Genomic DNA, 8,558 nt, shown 5'->3' with positions numbered 1-8,558 from the left:
ACTGTCACTTTCATCAGTTGCAGTCCCTCGTGCTCGGGACGGCACTTTCCGTGCCATCCCACTCCCCACCCCACGGCCACATCGCAGACGCGGCCGACAAGATCCTCCAGCAGCCCGCACCGGCAGACCAGGTGAAACAACGCCGCGTCAGTGCGGGGGATGTAGTAGTAGCGCATCTGCCGACCGACCGGCTGCTGGTCGATGCGCTCCAGTTGGCGGATCCCCTGCTCATCCACGAGAATCTTCATTGCATCTCCTTTTTCTGCCACCCGGCACCGTTCTTTCCGGTATATCGCCGCTCTCGCCAGGCCTGCGAGGGGCCCCTTCTCTGGCACGAGTCCGGTGGCCCCGGTGGAATACCCCCACCCGACCCGGGTATGGGCTGCAGAGATGACCGGCGGAAAGCACCGGTACCCTATCCGGAGCGGTGAGTCGGGGAGCTGGCCAGTCGCTCCGCGAGGCGTCTGCGCAGCTCGTTTTCGCTGATTTGCCGGATTGTTCCCGATTGGTAGAGGTAGAAACCGCGATATTCCCTTTCCCAGCTTCCACCGCTCCGGATCTCTAAGAGGTCTCCTTCCCGGAGTTGGGCGGTGGGCACTTTGACGATCACGCAGCCCTTGGGGATTCCTGGGAATCGGTAATCTCTCACCCCAAGGAACTCCCGAGCATACCGGAACTTCGGATCAACGCCTGTGATCCGGGCGATGAAAGCGCCGCCCTTTCGAGTTTCTCCCCCCGCTACCAACAATTCGCCCTCCAAGGGATCCTCTATGATGTCGACCATGCTCCAGCCCATTGGACCTCCTTTTATGGGATGAAATGCAACCGCCCGTTCGTCCCCTCCCAGAAGTCAGCCCCCTGTTCACAAAATCCCTTGCGCTGGTTGTACCAATATGGTACAATTATGGTTCCAGAGGAGGTGAAACGATGACAGAACCGATCGAGTTATACACTGCCCCCATGGCGGCCAAGCGGTTGCGTATTAGTCTCTCCCGGGTCTACCAGTTAGCGCGCAGGCGAGGCTTGGGCCGCCGCCTCGGGCGCTACTGGATATTCACAGAGTCGGAAGTAGAAGCAATGCGGATCCGCGGCAGGCCCGGGCGACCCAGGAAGAGAGAAAAACCGGAATGAGCCGATCGCTCTCGCTATTGGGAGGCCTCGGCGTCCAATGACGTCTGAGAATTGAGCACTTGCTCTTGCAGGGATTCCTTGCCATACCCAAGGGCCGTTGCTCTCTGCAGCATTTCACATCCCAAGGACGCCAGCCAACCAATCGACGGGGGGTCGCCGAGAAGCCCCTTGGCCTGGCAGGCTGCGATGTCGGCCTGCAGTTTTTCCACATCGAAGCGGGCTGCCCGCGAGGCGCGGGCGATATCCCCACGGTAAAACGGCAGGAAAACATCCACGGATGGCATTTCCTGCTGATACTGACTATCTCCGCCCAGGATCACATTCCCCTCGGGATCAATGAATGCCGCCACGGCCCCTGGGGCACCGGCATTGACAAACCCATATCTTGCCAGGATGTTCATCCCCCCCTTGTATGGCAGGCTGAGGGCGGCAATCTGTTGGGCTGCGGTGCCTTCCAGCAGGGCGCGGATTTGTGGAAGGCCCACCCCATATCCCACGATCGGCGTCGCGTTGGCACGCACGCCCCGGTTGGAAATCGCATCCCGCGTGGCAGCCTGGGTCGTCAAGATCATGGCGACGCCCAGGGCGCGGGCGAGATTCAACATGCGATTCAAGGTGACCGTCACGAATGTACTGGCGTCCATCTTAACCTCTTTGCCCGTCTGAGGAGACACAGCCTTCAGGCTGGACACGGCCTGCAAATTGCCCATCAAGGCCCAGAACTCATCGATCAGGATGACCAACAACGGGAAGCCGTTATACAGAGCAGCAAATTGCTCGGCCGCAATCGGGCGTCCATATAGCTGAGTTAAAGCGCTGAGTAATCTCTGGCGACTGTCCAGAATCGAGGCAAGAAACGCCATCATCAAAATCGTGTCGCTTCCCGAGGACAAAAAGGTAATGGGCATCAGAAGAGGTGGAGCAACTTCTTCCCCCGCGCTCTCCTGCTTCCCCTCCAGATACAACACCCCAATGGGATATTCCTCGCAGGCTGCCGCAATGCCAGCGAGAATGCTCCGGACCAGCACGCTTTTACCGCTTCCACTGGGGGCGACAATCAGTGCATGACCGGGACGGTGGGGGGAAAAATATAGCCCGGACGCGTAATGCCTCTCGTCCTCCCCGCGAGCGAAATAAACATAGGAACGGCCAATGGGAACAATAACGGTCGCTTTCTCCCTGCTGATGATGGGGCGATCCCATACCGGGACCTGAGCGTAGGGGGAATCCGTGGTGATCCGGTGAGTGCGCTGAACCTTGATGACAACCCCCTGGTTGACAGATGTCACAGAAACCTCCGGCACCCCGCTCCGGGTGATGAGATTGAGGGCCGTCTGGACAATTCGGGTTGCGGCCTCGGGGGGCAATGGCAGGCCCTGTACGGGCTGAACGGCAGACACCCGGTAGAGCGAGGTGTAAAATCTCCCATCTTCCACACTCTCCACCCGAATCGGGAGCGGAATGCGGCCCGCTTTTGCTGCGGCGTGCAGCGCATCGATGTGAGCCCGCGACAGGACATCAAACATCTCCCTCAGCGCCGATGGATCCGCCTGGGCGCCCTGAGATAATGCTGTGGCAATCGGGCGGGGCAACGGCGGCAGCTGGAATTGGATTTCCGTTTTCCCCGGTTTGTCTGACCAGAGATACCTCCAGGCTGCTCCCGGGGATCGGATCAGCAGAAGGACCCAGTTGCGGATCGCCTGGGGGGCAAGTTTGACCTTTGCCGCGTTCAGGTCATGGGGAGAGGCTGGAGAAGTAAAGGAAATCAGATACCCAGCCAGCATTCCCAATCTCCAGCCAGTGGTGATATTGCCGGCCAGAGAGGGCCACAGAAACATCACATACAAAAGAGACAGCAGATTCCAGGGAGCCAAGAGACCCCTCTCCCGATTCAAGCAAAACAGGAATAGCCCGACGGCCAGTGGGGCAACCGGAGGAATGAGGAACAATATCAAAGAGAGGATGATCAAAACATCGGTGACACTGCCCGAAACATCGGCCATGGTCACCGGTGTTTGCGGCTGTGCCATCCCTGCCCCCGGGGCAACCCCCTTGCGTCTGGCTCTCTTGATCACCCCGACTGCCCCGCGGGCGACCTTAGACAACTCAAACTTTAAGCCAAATCTTTTATAAAGCCGCTGCAATCCGGTGGCGATGGACAAAAAACCCATCAACAAAATGACGATAGCCGGAACGTAGATTCCCGGAGCGAATGGGGCATGGAAAACAAAGAAAACAAGATACGGTATGCTGAGACACAGAGCGCCCACCAGTAGGCGGAAACCAGGCCGACCCCCATACAGGACCAGAGCCAACAACGATGCAGGGGGAAAGAACAAGGACAGGAGAGCAATGACAAACGATGCGATCGCAGCCTCCCGTGTGGGCAACAGCGCACGGAGCAACCGGGCCCACTCATCATCCTCGTCTTTCTCCGTTGGATACAGACGTTCGGCGAGTCTGCCCGGCTGGGCGTTGGCCAGGATGGATCGCCACAGCTCCACAAACTGTCCATGATCCACTTCCAGTCCCTCATGGGGTACAGAGGGCTCTTTTTCCAACCTCCTGGGCGCAGGGGAGGGCTCCTCTTCCACCCCCTCGGACGCAGGGGAGAATTCCTCTTCCACCCCCTCGGGCACAGAGGAGAACTCATCTTCTAACTCCTCGGGCGCAGAGGAGAACTCATCTTCTAACTCCTCGGGCGCAGAGGAGAACTCCTCTTCCCCTTCATATGCCTCTGCCCATTCATCCCCCCATCCCTCCATATCCTCTCCCGGAGACTCCTCCAACGGGTCTTCCGGGGAAGATATGTGCAACCCGACCGTTTTCAGCATCCTCTCGGGATCGGAATCAACCAGTGATTGCCGCAATTGAAAGTTGGGAGGAAGCGGGCGGGACAATTGCTGATCAAGCCATTCCCGCAGCGTCACTGCCGACGAGTCCGCGATCACAACCGAAGTGGCGCTGATTTTGTCCGGGTTGGGGATGGAACTCACCCGCAGTGTGCGCCAGTGCGCATTCTCCGGGTTGTCCGGGTCGTTGATGAAATTGAACAGGCGGTAAAAGACATCCATTGGCTCCCCCCCTCTGGGGGGGCCAAAGGAAAGGCATAGCAGCAGCCATTGACCGTCTTCCCCTTGCCCAACGGCAACGGGAAGAACATACCGCGTGTCCCGGAGCAGGCGCATCGGGTCATCCGGATACCGCCTTTCCACCCGGCGAACATACCGATCGGTATGGCGGTATCCCGGTAGCATCAGGAGTGTGGCATGGATCTCGAGCATATTTCTCTGACGAGAGATAGAATTTGGCGGCGGAGGGTTGGAGAATCTACCCACTCCTCAAGAGGCCTCTCCCACAGATCGGGGTACTGGCTTGCCTCCTGAAGAACGAGGAGAGCGATCTCCTTTTCCTCTACTGCTGCCAGCACATCGGCCGCACCGTCCTGCATCCGCGGGTCGCGTTCGGTGCGGTTGTCATCATCATCTGGCCCGTCTAAGGGGATCTCGTGAATCCCTTGATGGTACAATGTCCTCTGGATGTGCGTCGCGGCACCAAGCATCTGGTAGTATATCCAGGTGGTTGCGGACGCACCCTTTCCAGGACGGTAATTTCTGAGAGCCCGCACACTCGCCCCCAGCAACTCCTGCAGGGCATCCGGGAAGTGGGGGTTATCCGGCTCAATGCCCTTCTGCCGGAGGATGTGACGGGCCATCGCCTGAATGTCTTCCTCAGTTACGTCTTCGGGGGACCTCTTCTCCCGATCGGGAGATGGGGACGCGATGGCCCTGGGGTCTCGATCTGGCATCCTGGCCATGTCTTTCGCAGCGAGAGATCCCCAGAACACCCGCTCGCTCATGTCCGCCCGCGTCCGAACAAAGCGGAGCTCGCTATAGCCCAATGATCCCTAACCCGATGACTCCCAACAAGATGGCCCCGGCTACCTGGAGGATCAACATTTCCGGCGCAAAGCGGCGAATGGGTCTCTCCGCAAACACCAGAACGGAGAAGGCCAGCGATGTCGCCCACCAGACCGCAACTGCCCAGCGGGTGGAGAACTGAGCAATGATGGCCCCCAACACCACGCCAGCGAAAACATTCACTTGTATGATCTGGAGGCCGTAGGCGAGTACAATGACAAGGGTAAAGGGGGCCAGCGCCATGATGGCGACCATGAGTTTGTTGTGCGGGTCATATAATGGCCAGGTGGGTAAAGAGATCTCCTGGGCCATGAAGGTCGCGATGCGCTCTTTCATTTGTGTGTACCTCCGTTTCCTGAATGCACCCCAAAATCCGCCGGGCAGATCTGGCGGGGACGCGAAGCGCCCGGCGCTCCTTCGGGGCTCGTCATCACTCCTCCTGACAATGGGGAAGAATCACTCAGGAGCATGCCCGCTCGAAGGCCTCCTCGAAAAGCCGCACAACCTCCTCGGGCGGGCCATGAAACAGGCGCTCGGGAAGGCCTGTCCACTGAACGGCCGCGGTTCGCGCCCATGCGTGACCATGCAACAGGCCCTCCGCAATCACGCCGCGGATTTCCCGGAGAAGGGGCTCCTCCCAGGGCCTGATCGAGCGCCCGCGATCGGGGTACAGAGCATTCTTCCTCCGCCAAGTTTTCATTAAAGTTCTGTATTCCTTCTCACTCATCTCTCCTCCTTACCATGCTGTGTGTGTGGGGGGTAGGGGGAATGGGGGGGGGACTGTTCAGGAACGATCTCGAACTGCCCGTCAGGGCAGCAAGGGGCCACACGAGGACTCGGGCCCGAGGGGGGTCTCGCCTCGCCCAGGACATCGCCCCTTCTGAGCCTCCGGCCAGGGGCGTGGCGCCGCGCGGCCGAAGAATTTGCCCGCAGGGGTTGTGGACACCGGGCGCGAGGCGCCCCAGAAGGTAGATTCCCCATCGGGGAAGAACGAGAAACTTCTGTATGATGAGGGCCGGAACAGCAAATCTCTTCCATACGATATAGACCGAGCGCGCCGATTTGTTGGAAACTATACTGCAAAAAAGGTAATTTGTCAAGCGCGGATCGGGTTCGCTCGCGCCTCCTGCGGGGATTGGAGGAATCGGGACCAGGCTGGCCGATCCGCCGAGTTCGGTCGCGAGCGGTTGCCCGCTGCCTCATATGGCCCGCCCCGGGCTCGGTCAGGACGGGCCCCCGCGGGGGAGCATGACCTTGCTCCTGGTGGGGGCCTGGCGACCCGGGTCACCCCGGGCGCCAGTTCACCACGCACCCCGCTATCCTGCCCATTTCAGGGACATCGCGATCCGTACTGCCCCCGGCGGCCGATAGAACCGGGATGGCTGAGATGTCGGAAAGCCGTTCTGTACAAGCGGGAATGGAACGGCCAGTTCTGTGCCATAGAGCAGGGCAGACCGATCATGGTCGAACCCGGCGAGATCGGCGTAGCGACTGTGTATGGCGATGTCGGAGCGAGACGATCGTTCCGTGCCGCGGCTGTTCGTAGAGCGTTGATTCCCTGGGGTTGGGGATGTTTTCGTTCCTTCCTCTGGCAGCTGACAGCCGGGCTTGCAGAACGGTCGCGCCCGCGGCCTGCCGGCGAACTCGCCGCGCTCGCCGACGATGCCACAGCCCAGAGCGTCCGGGCCTGGGCTGCCATCCACTCGCCCAGGGCAGTGTCTCCGGGCAGTTGCAGGCATCAGTGCTCCGTATTCAAGGAGCACAGAGCCCTCCGGATGCGAGGGGTGGATCAGACCGACACGGTCTCGAACTGGCCATCATAGTGCCGGACCCGCAGATGTCCCCTTTGTTTGAATATCACGACCGACCAGTAGAACCCGCTCTGACCTGTCCGAGAACTTCCCCCTCCAGACAGCAGCACCTCTGCTGATGAGGGGAGTTCTTTCACTTCCCCATCGACAGAGATGAGCCGGAATCGTTTCCCCCCCTCTTCCCGATCTGGGTGGAACCGGAGCAGGGGAACCCCCCTCCGGTCATTTCCCACTTCCAGACGGTAGATACCCGGCTGGACCGAGACCCGGTACCGGGAATCCTCCTGCACGACCCCGGCCGGGGCGATGATCACAGCGACCGGCCAAGAGGATCTCCCGCTGTGACCGCGCACTGCGATCAGCTTGTGGCCTCTTTGGTCAAGCGTAACCGTGCTATTCAGCCATTTGTTGAATGGCACGACGAAGCGAATGACCCGGACCCGCATCGTTCTCTCTATGCAGGCCTGGGGAGGCCGCCCTTCTATCGCTTCCCGGACCCAGGCAATGGCCTGGGTTTGATCTCGTGCGTGCCGGATGTCCTTTACGGGATGTCCGGCTTTCCGCAGCAGCCGCCACGCGTCCCCTATATCACGCCACGCTGCCTCGCTGCCTCGGCTGGCAGCGCGGTCAACAAGAACCCGAGCGGCCTCAAGGATCCGCTCGGGGGATTCCCCCCCGGGACCCTCATACACCACCTTCTCGAATACCTCGCGCGCCTCCCAAGGTTCCATTTTGCCTCCTGGCACCATTGGATCTCTTGTCTGACCGAAGGATCATCGCATCATCGCCGATGAACTTTCCCTATTCGGGGATGGCCCACAGTTGTACGGCGCGGTTGTCCGACGCGGAGGCCAGCATCCGGCCATCGGGGGAAAAGGCCACGCACCGCACATTGGCCTGATGCCTCATGGTACGCAGCGCCCGCCCCGTAGCGGGGTCCCACAGCCGCACGGTATGGTCCCACGACCCGGAAGCCAATATCCGACCATTGGGGGAGAAGGCCACGCTACTCACCGTCCCCGTATGCCCCTCCAGGGTGCGCAGTTCCTTTCCGGTAGCGGGGTCCCACAGCCGCACGGTGCCGTCCCACGCCCCGGATGCCAGCATCCGGCCATCGGGGGAGAAGGCCACGCCGAGCACCGGGCTTCTGTACCCTTCCAGAACGCGCAGTACCTGTCCTGTGGCGGGATCCCATAGCCGCACAGTGCCGTCATCCGACCCCGATGCCAGCATCCGGCCATCGGGGGAGAAGACCACGCTGTTCACATTCCACTTCCACTCGTGCCCCACCAGGATGCGCAGTTCCTTCCCGGTGGCGGGGTCCCACAGCCGCACAGTGCCGTCCACCGAACCGGAAGCCATTATCTGGCCATCGGGGGAGAAAGCCACACTGGATACCGCGGCGATATGCCCGATCAGAACGCTCCGTATCTGCCCGTTGTCCGGGTCCCACAACAGCACGGTGCCGTCTGCCGATCCCAATGCCAGCATCCGGCTATCCGGTGAGAAGGCCGCTCTGATCACTCCGTCCATATGCCCTTCCAGGGTGCGCCGTTCCTGCCCGGTAGCGGGGTCCCACAGCCGCACGGTGCCGTTCCATAACCCAGATGCCAGCATCCGGCCATCCGGGGAGAAAGCCACACAACACACCCAGTCCACATCCTCTGCCAGAGAGAGTCTCATGTTTCACCCCCTG

The 8,558-nt window shown here is 60.6% G+C and carries 10 protein-coding genes; 1 reads left to right on the top strand and 9 read right to left on the bottom strand.

The genetic code is table 11. The annotated features are described in order from the left end of the window. Window positions 1–248: hypothetical protein (locus ABJK56_RS06950; protein ID WP_347243941.1), on the bottom strand; the 248-nt coding region annotated here is incomplete at its 3' end. 167 nt (window positions 249–415) lie between these two features. Then, the gene (locus ABJK56_RS06945) at window positions 416–796 is read right to left on the bottom strand and encodes a hypothetical protein (RefSeq protein WP_347243940.1); all 381 of its coding nucleotides are present in this window, start codon (window positions 794–796) and stop codon (window positions 416–418) included. Between the two features lie 131 nt (window positions 797–927). Here ABJK56_RS06945 and ABJK56_RS06940 point away from each other — a divergent pair, with 131 nt between their 5' ends. Beyond that, window positions 928–1,131, top strand: a complete 204-nt coding sequence (locus ABJK56_RS06940; RefSeq protein WP_347243939.1) for a helix-turn-helix domain-containing protein — start codon at window positions 928–930, stop codon at window positions 1,129–1,131. A gap of 14 nt (window positions 1,132–1,145) precedes the next feature. On the opposite strand, the gene ABJK56_RS06935 is transcribed toward ABJK56_RS06940, so the two are convergent. The 7 genes from ABJK56_RS06935 to ABJK56_RS06905 form a co-directional block, all read right to left on the bottom strand. Further along, window positions 1,146–4,415 (bottom strand): hypothetical protein, encoded by a 3,270-nt coding sequence (locus tag ABJK56_RS06935; protein WP_347243938.1) that lies wholly within the window; start codon window positions 4,413–4,415, stop codon window positions 1,146–1,148. Beyond that, window positions 4,388–4,990: a hypothetical protein gene (locus ABJK56_RS06930; protein WP_347243937.1), complete on the bottom strand. Its 603-nt coding sequence runs from the start codon at window positions 4,988–4,990 to the stop codon at window positions 4,388–4,390. The genes ABJK56_RS06935 and ABJK56_RS06930 overlap by 28 nt, the downstream gene beginning before the upstream one ends. A gap of 31 nt (window positions 4,991–5,021) precedes the next feature. Continuing rightward, window positions 5,022–5,387: a hypothetical protein gene (locus ABJK56_RS06925; protein WP_347243936.1), complete on the bottom strand. Its 366-nt coding sequence runs from the start codon at window positions 5,385–5,387 to the stop codon at window positions 5,022–5,024. A 124-nt stretch (window positions 5,388–5,511) separates the two neighbouring features. Beyond that, window positions 5,512–5,778, bottom strand: a complete 267-nt coding sequence (locus ABJK56_RS06920) for a hypothetical protein (protein ID WP_347243935.1) — start codon at window positions 5,776–5,778, stop codon at window positions 5,512–5,514. A 589-nt stretch (window positions 5,779–6,367) separates the two neighbouring features. Then, window positions 6,368–6,814: a hypothetical protein gene (locus ABJK56_RS06915; protein ID WP_347243934.1), complete on the bottom strand. Its 447-nt coding sequence runs from the start codon at window positions 6,812–6,814 to the stop codon at window positions 6,368–6,370. Between the two features lie 26 nt (window positions 6,815–6,840). Next, window positions 6,841–7,593, bottom strand: a complete 753-nt coding sequence (locus ABJK56_RS06910; RefSeq protein ID WP_347243933.1) for a hypothetical protein — start codon at window positions 7,591–7,593, stop codon at window positions 6,841–6,843. A 70-nt stretch (window positions 7,594–7,663) separates the two neighbouring features. Continuing rightward, window positions 7,664–8,545: a WD40 repeat domain-containing protein gene (locus ABJK56_RS06905; protein WP_347243932.1), complete on the bottom strand. Its 882-nt coding sequence runs from the start codon at window positions 8,543–8,545 to the stop codon at window positions 7,664–7,666. Between the last annotated feature and the right edge of the window lie 13 nt (window positions 8,546–8,558).

The sequence above is a fragment of the Thermogutta sp. genome (assembly GCF_039793925.1).
GTDB lineage: Bacteria > Planctomycetota > Planctomycetia > Pirellulales > Thermoguttaceae > Thermogutta.
Note: the sequence above shows the minus strand (reverse complement) of the source record. Positions and strands in the feature narration are given on the sequence as shown.

What these genes read in the sequence shown, in the direction of transcription:
- ABJK56_RS06945 (WP_347243940.1), bottom strand. Translation starts at nt 796, where the DNA reads ATGGGCTGGAGCATGGTCGACATCATAGAGGATCCCTTGGAGGGCGAA.
- ABJK56_RS06940 (WP_347243939.1), top strand. Translation starts at nt 928, where the DNA reads ATGACAGAACCGATCGAGTTATACACTGCCCCCATGGCGGCCAAGCGG.
- ABJK56_RS06935 (WP_347243938.1), bottom strand. Translation starts at nt 4,415, where the DNA reads ATGCTCGAGATCCATGCCACACTCCTGATGCTACCGGGATACCGCCAT.
- ABJK56_RS06930 (WP_347243937.1), bottom strand. Translation starts at nt 4,990, where the DNA reads ATGAGCGAGCGGGTGTTCTGGGGATCTCTCGCTGCGAAAGACATGGCC.
- ABJK56_RS06925 (WP_347243936.1), bottom strand. Translation starts at nt 5,387, where the DNA reads ATGAAAGAGCGCATCGCGACCTTCATGGCCCAGGAGATCTCTTTACCC.
- ABJK56_RS06920 (WP_347243935.1), bottom strand. Translation starts at nt 5,778, where the DNA reads ATGAGTGAGAAGGAATACAGAACTTTAATGAAAACTTGGCGGAGGAAG.
- ABJK56_RS06910 (WP_347243933.1), bottom strand. Translation starts at nt 7,593, where the DNA reads ATGGAACCTTGGGAGGCGCGCGAGGTATTCGAGAAGGTGGTGTATGAG.
- ABJK56_RS06905 (WP_347243932.1), bottom strand. Translation starts at nt 8,545, where the DNA reads ATGAGACTCTCTCTGGCAGAGGATGTGGACTGGGTGTGTTGTGTGGCT.